The 17,775-nt window shown below is 73.4% G+C and carries 12 protein-coding genes, 1 pseudogene and 1 riboswitch; of the genes and pseudogenes, 7 read left to right on the top strand and 6 right to left on the bottom strand.

From position 1 onward, the window contains the following. Nucleotides 1-6,595 (bottom strand): annotated as a pseudogene (locus tag HET64_RS23750) (SDR family NAD(P)-dependent oxidoreductase); the annotation flags it as partial. A gap of 139 nt (nt 6,596-6,734) precedes the next feature. Here HET64_RS23750 and HET64_RS23745 point away from each other — a divergent pair. Then, nucleotides 6,735-7,280, top strand: a complete 546-nt coding sequence (locus HET64_RS23745; protein WP_215108725.1) for an AAA family ATPase — start codon at nt 6,735-6,737, stop codon at nt 7,278-7,280. Nucleotides 7,281-7,353: 73 nt separating this feature from the next. Here HET64_RS23745 and HET64_RS23740 read toward each other — a convergent pair whose 3' ends face one another. The 3 genes from HET64_RS23740 to HET64_RS23730 are packed head-to-tail and all read right to left on the bottom strand — an operon-like array spanning nt 7,354 to nt 9,495. Next, nucleotides 7,354-7,683 carry an antibiotic biosynthesis monooxygenase gene (locus HET64_RS23740; protein WP_215108723.1) on the bottom strand — a complete coding sequence of 110 codons (330 nt, stop codon included), beginning with the start codon at nt 7,681-7,683 and terminating at the stop codon, nt 7,354-7,356. Next, entirely contained in the window at nt 7,680-8,804 is a 1,125-nt protein-coding gene (locus HET64_RS23735) for a HAMP domain-containing sensor histidine kinase (RefSeq protein WP_215108721.1), read from the bottom strand. The genes HET64_RS23740 and HET64_RS23735 overlap by 4 nt, the downstream gene beginning before the upstream one ends. Beyond that, on the bottom strand, nt 8,797-9,495 hold the full coding sequence (locus tag HET64_RS23730; RefSeq protein ID WP_215108719.1) for a response regulator transcription factor: 699 nt from the start codon (nt 9,493-9,495) through the stop codon (nt 8,797-8,799). Before HET64_RS23730 ends, HET64_RS23735 begins: the two co-directional genes overlap by 8 nt. A gap of 164 nt (nt 9,496-9,659) precedes the next feature. Between HET64_RS23730 and HET64_RS23725 the strand changes: the two genes are divergently transcribed. The 5 genes from HET64_RS23725 (at nt 9,660) to HET64_RS23705 (ending at nt 14,631) form a co-directional block, all read left to right on the top strand. Further along, nucleotides 9,660-10,265, top strand: a complete 606-nt coding sequence (locus tag HET64_RS23725) for a M15 family metallopeptidase (RefSeq protein WP_215108717.1) — start codon at nt 9,660-9,662, stop codon at nt 10,263-10,265. Further along, nucleotides 10,262-11,368, top strand: coding sequence for an endonuclease/exonuclease/phosphatase family protein (locus HET64_RS23720; RefSeq protein ID WP_215108715.1), 1,107 nt, complete (start codon nt 10,262-10,264; stop codon nt 11,366-11,368). The genes HET64_RS23725 and HET64_RS23720 overlap by 4 nt, the downstream gene beginning before the upstream one ends. 105 nt (nt 11,369-11,473) lie before the next feature. Next, nucleotides 11,474-11,600: riboswitch (cobalamin riboswitch) on the top strand. Between the two features lie 100 nt (nt 11,601-11,700). After that, a complete protein-coding gene (locus HET64_RS23715) occupies nt 11,701-12,810 on the top strand; it encodes an iron ABC transporter permease (RefSeq protein ID WP_215108713.1) in 1,110 nt (369 codons plus the stop codon). Continuing rightward, complete coding sequence (locus HET64_RS23710; protein WP_215108710.1) at nt 12,810-13,592, top strand: ABC transporter ATP-binding protein; 783 nt, start codon at nt 12,810-12,812, stop codon at nt 13,590-13,592. Before HET64_RS23715 ends, HET64_RS23710 begins: the two co-directional genes overlap by 1 nt. Nucleotides 13,593-13,608: 16 nt before the next feature. After that, a complete protein-coding gene (locus tag HET64_RS23705; RefSeq protein WP_215108708.1) occupies nt 13,609-14,631 on the top strand; it encodes an ABC transporter substrate-binding protein in 1,023 nt (340 codons plus the stop codon). Here the strand turns inward: HET64_RS23705 and HET64_RS23700 are convergent. Then, entirely contained in the window at nt 14,591-15,553 is a 963-nt protein-coding gene (locus tag HET64_RS23700; protein WP_251145755.1) for an NAD-dependent protein deacetylase, read from the bottom strand. The two genes, HET64_RS23705 and HET64_RS23700, sit on opposite strands and share 41 nt — an antisense overlap. Nucleotides 15,554-15,842: 289 nt before the next feature. Here HET64_RS23700 and HET64_RS23695 point away from each other — a divergent pair, with 289 nt between their 5' ends. After that, complete coding sequence (locus tag HET64_RS23695) at nt 15,843-16,421, top strand: snapalysin family zinc-dependent metalloprotease (protein WP_215108706.1); 579 nt, start codon at nt 15,843-15,845, stop codon at nt 16,419-16,421. A gap of 122 nt (nt 16,422-16,543) precedes the next feature. Here the strand turns inward: HET64_RS23695 and HET64_RS23690 are convergent, their stop codons facing one another. Next, complete coding sequence (locus tag HET64_RS23690; RefSeq protein ID WP_215108728.1) at nt 16,544-17,728, bottom strand: GDSL-type esterase/lipase family protein; 1,185 nt, start codon at nt 17,726-17,728, stop codon at nt 16,544-16,546. Nucleotides 17,729-17,775 lie beyond the last annotated feature (47 nt).

Below are 17,775 nucleotides of genomic sequence, written 5' to 3'. Positions count from 1 at the left end.
GGAGGGGGCGGTGTCGAGGTGGGCGGCCAGTTCGGCGACCGTCCGGTACTCGAAGAAGAGCGTGGCGGGCAGCGGCCTTCCCAGCTCCCGTTCGAGCTGCCTGACGAGGTCGACGGCGGCGAGCGAGTCGAGGCCGAGGGCGAGAAACGGCTCGTCGTCGGGAACCCCGGCGGCAGGGCAGACGCAGAGCCGAGGCCAGCAGCCGCCGGAGCAACGCCGCGGTGCCGCTCCCGGTACCGGTTCGGGGCCCGGTGCCGGCCCGCGTACCGCTGTTCACACGGGTGCCGGTTGCCCGGCCCGAGGTGGACGGTTCCGCCACGGATTCCGTCGTGGATTCCATCGAGGAGCCTGCACCTGTGGCTGCCGTCGAAGTGGTCGGGGCCGCCATGACCGCGGGCTCCGGGGACGGCGTCAGGTCGGCGAGCAGCAGCAGCTGCGCCGCGTCGACGCCGCACGCCGTACGGAGCGCCGCCAGCGCGGGATGGAGGGCGACGGGCCGGCCCCCGGCGCCCGGTACGGTGGCGGAGCCCCCTCCTGCCCCGGTTCCGAGGGCCGCCGCCATGCCCGTACCGGCGAGTGCCGCGAGGTTCACCGACTGCCAGGGCCTGCCCGCGTGCCGTTCCGACGCGGCGAACGCGTCGAGGAAGGCGTTGGCGCCGGCGTAGTCGCCCAGTGCTCCCGCCAGGCCGGGCAGCACGGCGCTGACGGAGGAGAACGCGACCCGGACCGCCGGGTCGAGCCCGTGCCGGCGCAGCGCCAGTGAGAGCAGCAGACTGCCCCGGGTCTTGGCGGCCAGGGACTCCGCCGTCTCCTCCGCACGCCGGTCGCGCAGGGTGCCGGGTCGCACGGTCCCCGCGGCGTGGAAGAGGCCGTCGAGGTGGGGGAGTCCGGCGAGGAGCGTGTCGATGTCCTGCTCCACCGAGACGTCGGCCACGCGGTAGTGGACGGTGGCGCCCAGCGAGCGGAGTTCCTCGGCCAACCCGACGGGCGGCCAGGAGGAGCGCCCGGCGAGCACGAGGGTCGGGCGGCCCCGGCCGGCGAGGTCCCGGGCGAGCGCGGCGCCGATCCCGCCGCCGCCCCCGGTGATGAGGTAGGTGCCGTCGGGCGGCAGCGGTGATCGCGTCGCCCCGGCCGGTGCGGCGGCGCCGCCCGGCAGCGGTGCGAAACGGCGGGTGAGCCTGCGCCCGCCGCGCCAGGCCACGGTGGCGACCCTGCCCGGGGTGCTGCCGCCCGCTGCCTTCAGTTCGGCGAGCTCGGCCAGCACAGCGGTCAGCCGCTGTGACGGGGTGTCCAGCGAGCAGAGGTCGAGGGCGGTGGCCGAAGCGCCCGGAGTCTCCTGCGGCAGAGCCATCAACAGCCCGCCGAGGACGGCGTGGGCGGGCCGCGGCCGTTCCCGAACGGCCCCCGTGGCGTGGACGTCCTCGGTCAGCACCAGCAACCGGTCGGCGCCTGCCTCGTCGAACCGTGCCAGGGCCTCACCGAAGGCGGCCAGCGCGACGTCCTGGGCCCGGCCGAGCGCGTCGGCGGTGTCCTGGCCGGGAGCGGGGCCCGCCACCAGGACCACGGCATCCGGCGGCCCGTCGCCCGTTGCGTGCGTCCGGACGCCCTCGGCGGAGAGCTGCAAGGCGATCCCGGCGACGTACGCGGAGTCGGGACCTGTCAGCAGCACCGAACGCACGGCTGCCGACGGCTGCCCGGGCGGCGCGGCGTCGTCCCACAGGACCCGGTGCAGCAGCGGGCTCGCGGGCGGATCGGGCCAGTACCGGCGGCGCTGGAAGGGGTAGGTGGGCAGGGAAATCCCTCGGTGCGCCGCGTCGAGCGCCGTACGGTCCAGCGGCACGCCGTGCGACCACAGGCGGCCGATGGTTCCCAGCAGGGCCCCGCGCCCGCCGTGCCCGTCATCGGGGAGCCGTTCCGTATCCGTGCGGCCGTCGGAACGTCCCGGCAGGGCGCACATCACCGTCGCGCCACCGGACGCCCCGGGGGCGTCAGCGGTTCTGGACGTTCCGGATACTCCGGGCCCGCCCGCGCGTGCCACCGGTGCGTCGGCCGCGTACCCATCCGTCGCCGCTCGGACCGCACCCGACAGGGTCGCGCCGTGGCCGACCTCCAGGAACGTGTCGTACCCCTCCCGGGCCAGGCGTTCCACGGCCGCCCCGAACCGCACGGGACGCTCGGCGTGGTCACGCAGGTAATCGGGGCCGAGGACCGGCTGCCACTCGGCGGTGACGGTGCTCATGAGGGGGACGGACGGGACCTGCGGGGTCAACGCACGGGCCGCGTCGGCGAGCCGGTCCCCCACCGGCCGCATCAGCGGTGAGTGGAAGGCCCGGGAGACCCGCAGGCGACGGGTGGGGACGCCCAGGGCTTCGAGGCCGGCGGTGGCACGCTCCACCGCACGGACACCCCCGGAGAGGACCTGGAGCCCGGGACCGTTGTACGCGGCCACGGCGACCGCCCCGTCGGACTCCGCCACCGCCGCGGCGACGGCCTCCTCGCCCCCGCGGACGGCGACCATGGCCCCGGGCTCGGTGAACGCGCCCATGAGACGGCCGCGTTCGGCCGCGAACCGCACCGCCTCGCGGAGGGTCAGCACCCCGCTGACGCAGGCGGCGGTGATCTCCCCGACGCTGTGCCCGGCGACCGCGTCGGGCTCCACGCCCCAGGCCCGCAACTGGCGGGCGAGCGCCACTCCGGAGGCGACGAGGAGCGGCTGCGCCACCTCCGTCGCGGCCTGGGCGGTGGGGTCCACCTCCGGATCCAGCGCCCAGTCCAGGAGGGACCGCCCGCACACGGGCCCGAGGAGAGCGGACGCCTCGTCGAACGTGTCCCGGAACACCTGTGCCGTCCGGTACAGCGCCCGGTCCTGGCCGGGGAACCGCGAGCCCTGCCCGGGGAACAGGAAGACCACCCGCGGCCGGGAACGGACGAGGCTCCCGGCCTGCCCGCCCGCTTCTCCCGTCGTGGCGGCGGCGATGGCGGCGAGCCGTTCCCGCAGGTCACCGTCGGCGACGACGGCGAGCCGGTGGGGTCCCTCGTCCCGGGAGGTGCTCGCGGTGCGGCACACATCGCCCTCGCGCAGCCGCGGAAGGCCTTCCAGATGCGTGGCGAGCCGGGTCACCGAGTCCCGCAACGCGTCGGGACCGTGGGCCGACAGGGTCAGCAAGTGGGGCCCGTCGAACACGACTTCACGCGCGGCACCCGAAGGCGGCGAGGCCGGGGACGGCGGGGGCGGGGCCTGTTCGAGTACGGCATGGGCGTTGGTGCCGCCGAAACCGAACGCGTTGATCCCCGCGACGAGAGGTCCGGCGGACGTCCAGTCCCGGGCCTCGGTCACCACGGAGAAGCCGGCGGGGGCGAGGCCCGGCGAGGCCGGGGCGTGGTGCAGCGACGGCGGCAGCCTGCGGTGGCCCAGGGCCAGTACGACCTTCACCAGCGCGGGAAGTGCGGCGGCGTTCAGCAGATGCCCGATGTTGGTCTTCACCGAGCCGACCAACCGCGCTTCGCCGTCGGTGCGTTCGGGAAACGCGTGGGCCAGCGAACGCAGCTCGATCGGATCCCCCACGGCCGTGCCGGTGCCGTGGGCCTCCACGTAGGTCACCGAGGCGGGATCGACCCCCGCCGCCTCGTACGCCCGGGTGATGACCTCGCGCTGCCGTAGCGGGTTGGGCGCCATGAGGCTCATCGACCGGCCGTCGTTGTTGACGGCCGTGCCCCGCACCAACGCGAGCACCTGATCGTCCGCGAGGCGGGCGGCGTCGAGCCGCGTCAGGACGAGGGCCGCGCCGCCCTCGCCGGGCACGAAGCCGTCGGCGTCGGTGCTGAAGGCGCGGCTGCGTCCGGTGGGGGACAGGGCCCCCGCCTCTTCCAGCAGCCGGTGCGGGGTCGAGGTCAGGTGGAGGTTGACCCCGCCGACGACGGCGAGGTCGCACTCGCCGTCCAGCAGGCTGCGCCGGGCCAGGTGCAGAGCCACCAGCCCCGACGAGCAGGCGGTGTCCACGGCGAGGGCGGGACCGTCGAGGTCGAGGCTCTGCGCGACCCGTGCGGCGACGAGGGCGGGCAGGTTCCCGGTGAGCGTGGCGGGCAGCGGGGAGCCGTCGGCGGCGGCCCGTTCCAGGACCTCCCGGTAGCCGCTGTCCCCGACCGCGGCGAACACACCGATCCTGCGACCGCGCCGGCGGGGCCCCGCGTATCCGGCACGTTCGAGTGCCTCGTGCGCGAGCTCCAGGAAGAGCCGGGCCTGCGGGTCGAGCGCCCGCGCCTCGTCCTCGCCGATGCCGAAGTAGCCGGCGTCGAACGCGGCCGGGTCCTCCAGCAGCGCGGCCCACCGCTTCCGGGGGGCTGTCGGAGTTGTCCGGGCTGCGGAACCTGCTGGAGCAGCCGCCGACGTCGTCGGCCGATCCCCCGGACGGTCCTCCCGGCCGTCGTCCCATCGTCCACGCGGTACGGGGGCGACGGCGTCGTGCCCGTCGACGAGCAGGTCCCAGAAGGCCTCGGGAGTGCCGGCACCGGGGAACCGGCACGCCATCCCGATGACGGCCGCAGGGGTGTCGGCACCAACGGGGCCGGTGAGGCCGGGCCCTGTCGGGTCCACCGCGGTCGTTCCTCCGGCGCCTGGCTCGGCGCTCTCCACGGCGTCCGCGTGGGACGGCCCCGGACCGGGCGCCACCGTCAGAAGGTGACCGGCCAGCGCGGCCACCGTGCCGTGGTCGCGGATGACCGCCGGCGGCAGCGTCACACAGAAGGCGTCCTCCAGTGCCACGAGCACCTCCATGGCCTTGAGCGACGTCCCTCCGAGGCTCCCGAACGGCTCGTGCGCCCCGATCGAATCGGCGGGCCGGCCCAGTACCCGTGCCCACGCCTCCCGCACGGCATCGACGGTCTCCGCGCGGGCGCGGGGCGCCTTCGTGACAGGGGGCGGGGCTTCCGCCGGCCCGCGCACTCCGGACGAAGGACCACCACCGTCACTGGTCCCGAACGCGCCCTCCTCGAAACGCTCCCGCAGCCGTCGGCGTTGCAGTTTGCCGCTCGTCGTACGGGGGAACGCCCCCGGCGGCAGGGCCAGCACCCGCACATCGTCATGGAGCAGGGCCTCGCGCACCCGGGCAGCGACGCGTTCGAGTACGTCCGCCGCCTCGGGCGCGGGCCGTGCCCACGGGACGAACACCACGACGCGCTCCGCACCGGTGACCGGGTCGGTCGACCCGACCACCGCCGGGGCGCCGGGAGGCAGCCCGGGCGTCGCGGCCGCCACCTCCTCCATGTCCGTGGCGTGGAAGGTGCGGCCGTTGAGGAACAGCACGTCCTTGTGCCGGCCCGTGACGCACAGCCGGCCGTCCCGCAGGAATCCGAGATCACCGGTGCGCAGCCATCCCCCGGCGAACACCTCCGCGCTCGCATCGGGAAGGCCGTGGTAGCCACGGGCGAGCTGGGGGCCGCTCACCATGATGTGCCCGGTCCGCCGGTCCCCGAGGACGGTGCCCGCGTCGTCGACGACGCGCACGGCGCAGCCCGCCACCGGCCGCCCGACGTCCATCAACTCGACCGCCCCTTCGCCTGGTTCGGCGTCCACCGCCACTCCACGGCTCAACGAGGCCCGGTCCAGGACCAGGGGCTCGGCCACCTCCCCCGGCGGCGGGAAGGTCACCGCCAGCGTCGCCTCCGCCAGGCCGTAGACCGGCTGGGCCGCCGCCGGATCCAGCCCCGACGGCCGGGTCCTGTCGGCGAAGGCACGCCACACCGCGGGCGCGATCGGCTCCGCCCCGACCAGGATCAGCCGCACGGCCGAGAGGTCCAGCCGGGCCAGCACCTCCTCGGGAACCCGGCGTACGGCCAGCGCCAGGGCGAAGTTGGCCGCGGACAGCACCGTGGCCCGGTGCCGGGCCGCCACCTCGAACCACAGGCGGGGCCGCTTGGCGAACGACAGCGGACCGATCTTGACCTGCCTGGCCCGGGCGGCCAGCGGAGCGAGATGGGTGCCGATGAGCCCCATGTCGTGGAAGTACGGCATCCAGCTGACCACCACATCGTCGGGGCCCAGCACCGAGGCGGCCCGTATCTGCTCCAGATTGGCCAGCACCGCGCCATGCGTCACCTCCACCCCCTTGGGGGCACCGGTGCTTCCCGAGGAGAACTGCACGAACGCGACGTCGTCGCGCCCCGCGGTGGCGGTCTGACGCAGTACCGGTCCTTGCCGCAGGACGTCGAGGGTCAGGGTGCGAACGGTGTCGGGGAGTTCACCGGACAGCGACGCGGTCGAGGCGACCACGACGACGGGCGGCCGCCCCAGGTGTTCCCAGACCGGGATCACCCGACGGGCGTCCGGAGCCAGCGGAACCGGAACGAGACCGGCCGCCACCGCACCCCAGAACATCGGCTGGAAGTCCTCGCTGCGGTCGGCGAGCAACGGCACACAGGTCCCGGGCGCCATCCCCGCCTCCCGGAAGCCCCCCGCCACGCGCAGGGAGTCGTCCAGGAGCTCGCACAGGCTGACCGTCAGCTCGCCGCCGTCGCCGCGGACATGCACGACGACCTGCCCGGGAGCCTCACGCACCGCGTCCAGTAGTACATCCAGCAGGGTCATGTCGTGCTCCACCGGTCCGTCGGTCCGTTACCTGGGAGAATGATCTTAAAAACGCGCGGGTCGCGGGGAATCAGCCGCCGGGAGGAGAGCGCATGCACCCTGGGAGTGACGTGAGGGGAAGGGTCCGCTTCAGGACCCGGCAGCGGCTGGCGTGTTCACCGTGAACGTGGGAACCGAGGAGACCCGGCTGATCATCCTGCGCGGCAACAGCGCGTCGGGGAAGTCGAGCGTGGCCGCCGGTCTCCGCGACAGCTTCGGCCGCGGACTGGCCGTGGTAGGCCAGGACAACCTCCGCCGCACCGTGCTGCGCGAACGCGACCGGCCCGGGGCGGCGAACATCGGTCTGATCGACCTGACCGCCCGCTACGCCCTGGACGCCGGCTACCACGTGGTGGTCGAGGGCATCCTCCACGCCGACCACTACGGCGACATGCTCGCCCGCCTGCGCGCCGACCACCGGGGCCGGACCCACGGGTACTACCTGGACGTCCCGTTCGCCGAGACCGTGGCCCGGCACGCCACCAAGCCGATCGCCGACGAGGTCGACGAGCACCAACTGCGGGACTGGTACCGACTCCGCGACGTGCTGCCCGACGGTGTCGAGACCGTGATCGGTCCCGACAGCCTCCTGGCCGGGACCGTCGACCGCATCATGCGAGACACCGGCCTGGCCCGGCTGCCGGCGGTCGACCGCTGACCTGCCCGGGCCGGGCGGGCGGCAGTGGCCTGCCGGGCCGGACCCGGCAGGCCACACATCTGCGCCCGCTCGGCTACGCGCCCGCCGGGCCGGCCTGCTGCACGACCTCGAAGGACCACACCGTGGACCCGCTGGCCGCAGGCTTGGGGCGCTCACCGCTCCCGGCGCCGCCGCCCTGATGGGCCGCCTTCATCGGCCCCTCCATCCACGCCTGGAAGGAGGCCTCGTCACGCCAGCGCGTGTAGACGAGGTAGTCGTCCGTGCCCTCGACGGGCCGGAGCAGCTCGAACCACTCGAATCCGTCGGATCCCTCCACGGCATTGGCCCGGGAAGCGAAGCGCTTCTCCAGCGTCTCGCGTTGTTCCTGGGGGACGGTCAGCACATTGATCTTGACTACGCTCATGGTTCCATCCTGCCGTACGGCGTCCGGACTCCGTCGGCGGGCGGGGCTGTCGCGGGGAGCTCCACCGTGATGCGCAGCCCGCCGTCCGGGCGCGGGGTGAGGGTGAGCGTCCCGTCGTGCGCGCGGGTGATGGTCTTGACGATGGCCAGGCCGAGCCCGACACCCGCGTGGTGGGTGTGCAACCGTTCGGCGCCGCGCCGGAAAGGTTCGGTGAGCGTCGCGGCCCGTTGCGGGGTGACCTGCGCACCGGTGTTCTCGACCGTGAGCACCACGGTCTCGCGACGGACTCCGGTAGTGACCCGGACGGTCCCCCGGTCGGGCAGATTGTGGACGATCGCGTTGTGCACGAGGTTCGTGGTCAGTTGCAGCAGGAGGGCCGGCGATCCGATCGCGGGGGCGATCTCGCCGCGTGTCCCGACGGTGACGCCATGTTCTTCGGCGAGGGGGAGGAGGGTCTCGGTGGCCTCCTCCGCCAGCAGGGACAGGTCGACGCGTTCCCGGGTGAAGGAACGCCGGTCGGCGCGGCTGAGCACGAGCAGTGCCTCGGTGAGGTCGATCGCCCTGCCGTTGACGGCGTACAGGCGGTCGATGATCTCGTCGGTGTCGCGGTTCGGGTCGGTGCGGGCCACATCGAGGAGCGTCCTGGAGATCGCCAGCGGGGTGCGCAGCTCGTGGGAGGCGTTCGCCGCGAACCTCTCCTGCTCGGCTACGTGGGCTTCGAGCCGGGCGAGCATCGTGTCGAACGCGTCGGCGAGTTCCCGGAACTCGTCCCTGCGGCCCGGCAGCCGGATCCGGTGGGAGAGCGACCCGTGCGTGGCCGCGCGGGTGGCTTCGGTGATCCGGGTCAGCGGGGCGAGCATGCGGCCGGCGAGGACCCATCCTCCCAGGAGGCCGAAGACGAGGAGGACCGCCAGTACGGTGGCCGCCGCCGGGGCGAAGGTGTACGCGAGGAGCTGACGGTTGGGATTCTCGTGGAGCATCCGCTGGTCCCAGTCGTCGGGAACGTACTCCAGGAGGAACACCCACACCGCGGTGAGCAGCAGGATGCCGGCGACCATGAGGAATCCGGCGTAGCTGAGGGCGAGCTTGAGGCGGACGCTCAACCCGGGCCGCCTAGCCATGGTCCTCTCCGCCGCCGCGACCGGTGCCGGACGCCGTGCCGATGCGGTAGCCGACGCCCGGCACGGTGGCGATGATCCACGGTTCGCCGAGGCGCTTGCGCAGGGCCGAGACGGTGATGCGTACGGCGTTGGTGAACGGGTCGGCGTTCTCGTCCCACGCGCGTTCCAGGAGCTCTTCGGCGCTGACGACACCGCCGTCGGCGGCGACGAGGACGTCGAGTACCGCGAACTGCTTTCTGGTCAGCGCGACGTAGCGGCCGTCCCGGTAGACCTCTCTGCGGAACGTGTCCAGCCGCAGACCGGCGATCTCCCGCACGGGCGGTCTGCTGTGGGCGCGCCTGCGGTCGAGCGCTCTGAGCCTGAGCACGAGTTCCCGGAGATCGAAGGGTTTCGTGAGGTAGTCGTCGGCGCCGAGCCCGAACCCGGAAGCCTTGTCGTCGAGACGGTCGGCCGCCGTCAGCATGAGGATCGGCATGCCACTGCCCGAGGCGACGATGTGTGCGGCGACCTCGTCGCCGGACGGCCCGGGGACGTCGCGGTCCAGGACGGCGATGTCGTACGTGTTGACGCTCAGCAGCTCCAGAGCGGTGTCCCCGTCACCCGCGATGTCCGCCGCGATCGCTTCGAGACGCAGGCCGTCGCGGACGGCCTCCGCCAGATAGGGTTCGTCCTCGACGATCAGCACGCGCATGGGCCGATGCTACGAGTCCCCACATATCGTCGGCGTATCGAAAACCGCATACGGGCCGGCAACACCGGGCTGCCTTGACTCGCGGTATGACTCGACCACCGCCGTCAGTGCGCACAACACCCCGCCGGACACCCGGGCCCCTGGTCGTCGGCGCGGTAGCCGTCGTGGCAGCGATCGCGGCAGCCCTCGGCCACTTCCTGCTGAACCCGGCACACGCCCCGTCGACCACGGCCTCACCGCGCTCCCCGTCCACCGCCCCCTCCTCGGCGAGGGCACCCCTGCCTCCTCCTCTCCACCGTGAGCTCCGAGGCGGCCCGGGAACGGCCGACGGGGCGGTTCCCGACGGAGCCACGGTGCTCGACGACGGGATCCCGGCCGTCGCCAACCTCGACGCGGACCTGCTCGCGGCCCTCCGCCGGGCGGCACGGGAGGCGGCGCGGGAGGGCGTCGGGTTCGCCGTCAACAGCGGCTGGCGTTCACCGGAGTATCAGGATCAGCTGCTCCGCAAGGCGATCGCGCGGTACGGGTCCGAGGCCGAGGCCGCCCGATGGGTGGCCACCGCGAAGACGTCGCCGCACGTGTCGGGGGACGCGGTCGACATCGGGCCGGCCGACGCGACGGAGTGGCTGTCCGAGCACGGCGCCGCGTACGGACTGTGCCAGACCTACCGGAACGAACCCTGGCACTACGAGCTGCGCACGGAAGCGATCGGCGGGGGTTGCCCGCGCATGTACGCCGACCCCACCCAGGACCCGAGGATGCGACCGTGACCGGCAGCGAGCGAGGACAGACGATGACGCAGGTGGACACGGGCGGTACCGCCCAGGGCGACGTGGACACGGCCGACTCCGGGCGGGGTGACGCCGATCCCGGGGACACCGGCCCCCGGCACACCGGCGCGAGGACAGGCCCCTGGAAGCGCGGCCGGGTGCTCGCGGCGGCGGCGCTGCTGCTGGGCCTGTTCCTGCTGCTGCACGCGAGCATCCCGAACCGGGTCGGGAACCTCGGCAGCCTGGTGGAGACCTTCCTCCCGTGGTTCGGGCTGTTCATCCCGGTGCTGCTGGCCGGGGCGCTGCTGCGCCGCTCCGTCCCCGCACTCGTCGCGCTGCTGCTGCCGGCCGTCGTCTGGCTGAACCTCTTCGGCGGGCTGCTCACCGACAAGTCCCACCCGGGCGGCGACCTCACCGTGGTCAGCCACAACGTCGGCGCCGACAACCCCGACGCGGCGGGCACCGCCCGAGCCCTGGCCGCCTCCGGTGCGGACGTGCTGGCACTGGAAGAGCTCGACCCGGCGGCCCGGAGGACGTACGAGAAGGAGCTGGCGACGGCGTACCCCCACCACACGGTGCTGGGCACGGTCGGCGTGTGGAGCAGGCTGCCGCTCTCGGACACCCGCCCGGTCGACGTCGCGATGGACGCGGGACCACTGGGGGACGCGAAGCCCGCCGACGTCAAGCTGGAGTACAACCGGGGACTGCGCACCACGGTGGCCACGGACCACGGGCCCCTGGCGGTGTACGTGGCACACCTCGGATCCGTACGGGTGAATCCCCGGGCGGGCCTCTCGTCGGGCCAACGGGACGCCGGCGCGCAGTCGCTCGGCCGGGCCGTCGCCGCCGAGCGGAACGAGCGGGTGGTGCTGCTCGGCGATCTGAACGGAACGCTGGACGACCGCGCGTACGCGGGCATCACCTCGCGGATGCGATCGGCGCAGGAGGCGGCCGGCGACGGGTTCGGCTTCACCTGGCCCGCAGCCTTCCCGGTGGTGCGGATCGACCAGATCCTGGTCCGGGGCGTGGAGCCGGAGAGCTCGTGGCCGCTGCCCGCGACCGGCAGCGACCACCTCCCGGTGGCGGCCCGCGTCAGCTGGTGAGCACCGTGGAGGCCGCCGGACACGTCCGGGCCTCCCCGCCACCTCGGGGCGGGCGGCCGGACCTTCCGTGTGCCGCCGCCGTTCACCCTCCCCCGGGGGAGGGTGAACGCACGCGCTAGGCTGCGTTCCGCCACGGGGGAAGTCCGGTCGAAATCCGGCGCTGACCCGCAACGGTAGACGGAGCCCCCGGGCTCCGTGAGCCCGATCACCCGCGGCGGAGAAGGCTCCTGACGATTCGCCGTGGACTGCGAATGGGCGCTGCGCGGGGCGGCCGCCGTCCGGGGCCGCTCCTCATCGCGCGACGCACGGCCCGAGGCGAAAGCGACCGGCCTGTGGCCACGTCTGTCGACCGCATACCCTCCAAGCCGTCGCGCCCCGCGCACGTCGGCACCGGACCGGCGCCGCCCCGGCGCGTGCCCCTGCCGTTCCTCCTGGCCGGCCTGTGCGCGGCCCTGCCCCTCTCCCTTGTCTGCGGAGCGGCACTCGGGGCGTCGGGGCTCTCCTGGGCGGAGGTGACGCGCTATCTGTGGGCAGGGCTGACCGGCGGTGCCATCGGCCCCGACGAGGTCCCGGCCTACACCATCGTCTGGGAACTGCGGCTGCCACGAGCGGTGCTGGCGGCCGTCGTCGGGGCCGGTCTGTCCGCCATCGGCGTCGCCGTCCAGGCCATGGTGCGCAACGCGCTGGCCGACCCGTTCGTGCTCGGCATCTCCTCGGGCGCGGCGGTCGGCGCCAACGCCGCACTCATCTTCGGGGCCCTGGGAGCGCTGGGCATCTGGGCGCTGTCCACGGCGGCGTTCCTCTCCGCGCTCCTCGCCATGCTGCTCGTGTACGCGGTCGCCCGCACCGAACGCGGACTGACCCCGCTCCGGCTCGTGCTGACGGGGACCGCGATGTACTACGGGTTCTCCGCCGTCACCACGTTCATGGTGTTCGCGGCCGAGCGAGGGGAAGCGGCCCGCTCCGCGATGATGTGGCTGCTCGGCAGCCTGAGCGGGGCCAACTGGGCCGCCGTGCCGATCGCCGCCGGAGCGGTGCTCGCCGGCCTCGCGCACCTCGGCTGGTCGGCACGGCGCCTGAACGCCCTCGCCATGGGGGACGAGACCGCCGCCGCACTCGGGGTCGATCCCGGGAGACTGCGCAAGGAGCTCTTCCTCGTCTCCGCGGCCGTCACCGGGGCGGTCGTCGCGGTGAGCGGAGCGATCGGCTTCGTCGGCCTGATGGTCCCGCACGCGGCACGGATGCTGGTCGGCGCGGACCACCGCAGGCTCTTGGCCGTCGCACCCCTGGCGGGAGCCGTGCTGCTGATCTGGGTGGACATCCTCTCGCGTGTGGTGCTGGCGCCGGCCGAGCTGCCGGTGGGCGTCCTCACCGCGGTCATCGGCGTTCCCTGCTTCATCCTCCTCATGCGCCGGCGCGCCTACTCCTTCGGAGGCATCTGATGCGGATCGAGGTCGACGCGCTGACCGTCGAGATAGCCGGCGCGCGGCTGGTGGACCAGGTCACCCTGGGCGCGGCCGACGGGCAGTTCGTCGCCCTGGTCGGTCCCAACGGCAGCGGGAAGTCGACCCTGTTGCGCTGTGTCTACCGGGCCCTGCGCCCCTCGGCCGGCGCCGTGAGGATCGGCGGTGAGGACCTGCACGCCCTGAGCACCCGCGAAGGCGCCCGACGGCTGGCGGCCCTTCCGCAGGACGCGGTCGCCGAATTCGACTTCACCGTCGCCGAGATCGTCGCCATGGGGCGGCTGCCGCACCAGGGGCCGGTGGCCCGGGCATCCGACGAGGACCGCCGCCTCTGCGCCGAGGCGCTGGCGGGGGTCGGCGCGGGACACCTGGCCGACCGCGGCTTCCTCACCCTCTCCGGCGGCGAGCGGCAGCGTGTCCTGATCGCACGCGCCCTTGCCCAGCAGCCCCGGGTCCTGGTGCTCGACGAACCCACCAACCACCTGGACATCGCCCACCAGTTGGAAGTCCTCGCCCTGGTCCGCGGCAGCGGCCTGACGGTGCTCACCGCGCTGCACGACCTGAACCTGGCGGCCCTGCACTGCGACCTGGTCCACGTCATCGACAGCGGCCGGATCGTCGCCTCCGGGGCCCCGCACGCGGTCCTGACCACGGAGTTGCTGGCCGACGTCTTCGGTGTACGGGCGCACCGTGTCGCGCATCCGGAGACCGGCGCGCTCCAACTGCTCTTCGACCTCCCCCCTGCCCGCCCCATCTCCTGAAGGAGCCTCGACCATCATGCGCAACCCACTGCGTCCCGCGGCCCTCGTGCTCGCGGCCGCCCTGGCCCTCACCGGCTGCGGAGCGGACGTCACCCCACAGACCGACGGGAAGGCCGGCGAGTCCGGGGCCGGCCGGCACTACCCGGTGACCGTCGAGAACTGCGGGGAGAAGAAGACGTACGACAAGGCCCCGCAGCGCGTCGTCACCAACGACACCGGTATCACCGAGATCATGTTCGCCCTCGGGCTGGAGGACCACATGGCCGGGTACGTGATGCCCGACGACAAGGGCGACATGACGTCCGTCCCCTGGAAGGACGGCTACCGGAAGACCAAGTGGCTCTCCAAGGAGCGGATCAACAAGGAACTGGTCCTCGACGCCCGCGCCGACCTGGTCTTCGCCGGCTGGAACTACGGATTCAACGAGGGTGAGGGTTTCACCCCCGCCGAACTGGAGCGCGTGGGCATCGACTCGTACCTGCTCAGCGAGTCGTGCCGCAACGGGCAGGGCAAGGCCCGTGGAGTCATGCCCCCGCTCGAAGCGCTCTACACCGACCTGCGGAACCTCGGGAAGATCTTCGACGTCGAGGACCGGGCGGACACCCTCATCACGTCGTTCCGCGAGGAGGTCGCCGAGGCGCGGGCGAAGGCCCCCGAGGGCGGTGACCGCCTCCGCGTCTTCCTGTACGACGACGGGAAGGACAAGCCGCTGACCTCGGGCGCGTACGCCGGACCGCACGACATCATCACCAAGGCCGGCGGCGACCACATCATGAAGGACCTCAAGGACAGCTGGACGACGGTGGGCTGGGAGACCGTGGTCGACCGCGACCCCGAGGTCATCGTCATCAACAACTACGGCGACACCGGAGCGGACGAGAAGCGGAAGTTCCTGAAGTCCTACAAGCCGCTCGCCGGCGTATCCGCGATCAAGAACGACCGGATCGTCGTGCTCGACTACGTGGACCTGGTCGAGAGCCCGCGCAATCCCGCGGCCATCAGCTCGCTGGCGGAGGACCTGAGGGAGTTCGCCCGGTAGGGCCCCAAGGCGCCCCGCCGCCTCGTCCGGTATCCGTCGTCCCGTCGTCGACGGGAACGCCCAGCCGGCCGGCCGCGGTGGTGAGGGCGTCGCCCAGCGGGAGGGCGATACGGGGCAGGGCGTGCCGGTCACCCCGGGTCGGGTCCCTGTTGACGATCAGCACCGGCACCCCCGCCCGCTCGGCCTGGCGGACGAACCGGAGCCCGGACATCACCGTCAGCGAGGAGCCCAGGACCAGCAGGGCGCTCGCCCCGCTGACCAGTGCGCGGCAGCGCTCGACCCGCTGCGGGGGCACGGACTCGCCGAAGAAGACCACGTCCGGTTTGAGCACGCCGTCGCAGACCGAACAGGGCACCACACGGAAGTCCCCGACCTGCTCGTCCGTGAGATCTGCGTCGCCGTCCGGGTTCATCGAGGCGGCCACCGGCGCGAAGCCCTCGTTGGCCTCCTCCAGCCGGCGCGCCAGCTCGGGGCGCGGGCTGAAGGTGCCGCAGGACAGACAGACGACCCGGTCCAGACGGCCATGGAGGTCCACGACGTCCGCGCTGCCGGCGGCCTGGTGCAGGCCGTCGACGTTCTGGGTGATCACACCCGAGAGCAGCCCCTGCCGCCCGAACGCGGCCACGGCCCGGTGCCCGGCGTTGGGCCGGGCACGGCCGAACGTACGCCAGCCGAGATGGCTGCGCGCCCAGTACCGGCGACGGGCCCCGGCGTCGGCGGTGAAGTCCTGGTAGGTCATCGGGGTGTGGCGGCTCAGGCTCCCGCCCTCGCCGCGGTAGTCGGGGATGCCCGACTCCGTGGAGATGCCCGCACCGCTCAGGACCAGCACACCGCCACCGCGCAGCGCCTCGACGACCGGCTCCAGGTCCGTGGTGCCCGGCAGCGGCTCCTCGGTGGAGGTCCAGCTCAGGGTGGGTCGCATGCGCATGCTCTCAGGGTACGGAACATGCTCCCGATGGTGACGATGTCGGGCGACAGGGCCGCGGGGGCGACCCGATGGGACGAAGGGCCCGGGCCGAAGATCCCGGCAGGGTGCGTTTCCGGCCTCATTCTGTGACAGGTGCATGATCAAGCCGCGATCGCGGCATAGGTCCTGCGGCCCCGGGAGGATCGGCGACCGGCCCTTGCCTCCGTGAGGTTCGCGGTGACCGTCCTCCCACTCCCTCGGCTCCGCGCGGAGCCGAGCCCCCCATGAGAGTGAAGGGACAGCAATGCTGGAATCCAGATGGATCAAGGCAGTCGGTGTCGCCGCGGCGATCACCCTGGCCACGGCTACGGCGGCGCAGGCCGCTCCCGCGCCGGCCCCGGCGGCGGAGAAGGCGTCCGCGGTGGTGACGCTCCGGTACGACGACAGCCGGGCGGGCGGCTGGGAGGCGGCGATCGCGGCAGGGGTCGCCTCGTGGAACTCCAACGTCGACAACGTCAAGCTGGTCGAGGCCGCGCCCGGCTCGCGTGCCGAGATACAGATCGTGGCCACCAGTGGCTGGCCGCAGGCCACACTCGGTCCGGTCCGGCCCGGCGGCCAGGTCAGGGTGGAGCTGGGCAGCCAGGCGGTCACCCAGGGCCACGACAAGACCCGTATCGCCGCTCACGAGATCGGCCACAGCCTGGGACTGCCGGACACCAAGCCCGGCCCCTGCTCCCAGCTGATGTCGGGATCCAGCGCCGGTGTCAGCTGCAGGAACGCCGTACCGAACGCGGCCGAGCAGTCCCGCGTCGAGTCCGCCTACGCGGGCGGCCTCGCCCCGCGCGTACCGGCTGACGGACGCGTCCTGGTGGACGCCCCGTAACCGGTCGTACGAGGACATATGAGGCGCCGGCCCCGTCCTGAACCGGCGCCCGGCCACCCCGTTCCCGGCCGGCCCGCCACCGGGACCCGGGAACGGGGTGACACGCCGGATCCGCGCCGGCGTCAGCGGTTCTCCGGCGTGAACGGACCGCCGTGGCCGAAGGCGAGGCGGGCGAAGCGTTCACCGATGCGCCGGTGGGCGGCCGGGTCCGGGTGCAGGTCGTCGGGCAGCGGGAGTTCGGCGTGGTCGCTCTCGCCGTAGAGGTCGAGGCCGTCCAGGTAGTGCAGATGGGGGTCGGTGACGGCGCGTTCGGCGACGATCCGGGCGAGCTCGTCGCGGATCACGGTGAGGGTCAGCTTCCCGGCGGCGCTCTCCGCGGGGTCGCCCATGGCCACGAACCGCAGCCGCCCCTCGCTCATCGCGCTGTAGTCCGGGGCGCAGGGGCCCGGAGTGGTCTCGTGGATGGGGCAGCAGATCGGCGAGACCACCAGCAGCGGTGCGGTGGGATGGCCCTCGCGGACGGTGTCGAGGAAGCCGTGGACCGCCGGGCCGAACGCGCGCAACCGCATCAGGTCGGCGTTGACGAGGTTGATGCCGATCTTGACGCTGATCAGATCGGCCGGGGTGTCGCGCATGGCGCGGGCGGTGAACGGGTCGAGCAGGGCGCTGCCGCTGAACCCCAGGTTGATCAGCTCGGCTTCGCCCAGGTTCGCGGCCAGGGCGGGCCAGGTGCCGGTCGGGGTGGTGGCGTTGGACCCGTGGCTGATGGAGCTGCCGTGGTGCAGCCAGACCGGTCGGCCGGTCGGCCCGGGGCTCCGGAGCGGCGCGTCGGTGCGCAGGGCGACCAGGAGCGTGGTCTCGTCGTGGGGCAGCCAGATCTCGACGTCCTTCTCCGCGTCCGGCAGCCCGGTGAACCGGAGCGTTTCCACGGGGCCCGGCCGGGTCCGCGAGGTCATCGAGGCCAGGTCCACGGTGAGCGTGTCGCCGTCGGGGGCGCTGGCGCGGGCAGCGGGGCGGCCGTCCACGAGGAGCTCGTACACCCCGTCGGGGCGCGGCGGCGCACCGGGATAGACCCGCTTGGTGGCCACCACGTCCAGCTCGACGGCGGTGGCCCGGGTGCGGAACGCCAGCCGGACCCCGGAGGGCTGCGATTCGGCCATGGCCAGCTGGCCGTCGGGAATCTGCCGCCGTGCCCGCGCGGGCAGCCGGTGCGGCAGCAGGCCGCGCCCGGTCCGCTCCAGGTCGAGCGCGCCCCGCAGGATGTCGGTGCTGATGGGGGTCGTCGTCCAGTCGTGCCGGGTGGTCATGTTATCGGTCTCTTCGTTCGTCGAGGGGCGGGAGGCGGGGTGGCGAG

The organism is Streptomyces sp. McG3 (genome assembly GCF_018619185.1).
GTDB lineage: Bacteria > Actinomycetota > Actinomycetes > Streptomycetales > Streptomycetaceae > Streptomyces.
This window is presented reverse-complemented; position numbering and strand designations above follow the sequence as displayed.